Annotated in this window: 1 protein-coding gene; it reads right to left on the bottom strand. The window is 78.9% G+C overall.

Features of this window, described 5'->3' with window-relative positions:
• Positions 1–235 precede the first annotated feature (235 nt).
• On the bottom strand, positions 236–523 hold the full coding sequence (locus tag ACWGJB_RS26625; RefSeq protein WP_453382599.1) for a hypothetical protein: 288 nt from the start codon (positions 521–523) through the stop codon (positions 236–238).
• Between the last annotated feature and the right edge of the window lie 85 nt (positions 524–608).

The raw sequence follows: 608 nt of genomic DNA, 5'->3' as shown, positions 1-608 counted from the left end.
GGGGGGTGGCGGCGCGGGGCGGAGATCGGCGCCGCGCGCGCCGGCCCCCCCCCGCGCGCCCGCGCCCCCCCCCCCCCCCCGGCCCCCCCCCCCCCTCCCGCCACCCCCGGGGCGGGATCTGGCCGAGACGCCTTCCCCGACGGGGAAGAGTGTCTTGGCCGATAACTTGCTCGCGACGAGACCGAGTTGGGCTTCGGCTCGCGGTCCGGGGTGTTGCCGTTCTCGTTCGGGTTCGTCATCGGGTGTGGGGCCTCGTGGTGCGGATGCGGTGCTGGATGGTGGCGGCCAGCTCGACGATGTCGGCCGGTCCCGCGAGCACGCGGACGGGGCCGCCATGCTGGTGCTGGACGAGCCACTGGCCGGTCGGGGTGAGGACCGCGGCGTGCAGGAGCCGACGACGGACCAGGACGTCCGCCCAGGCGCCGGCCTCGGCGGTGGTCGGCGCGGACGAGCGCGCGATGCGGGGGTCGATGGTGGTGCCTCCTGGAAATTGGGCGGTGGGGGGGGGCCCCCCCCCGCCCACCGGGGCGGGCGCGGGGGGGACGGGGGGGGGGGGAGGGGAGGGGGGGCACAGTCGCGCCGGGCCGGCCGCCGGGGACGAGTGGAGT

Source organism: Streptomyces sp. NPDC054813 (genome assembly GCF_053611365.1).
This window is presented reverse-complemented; position numbering and strand designations above follow the sequence as displayed.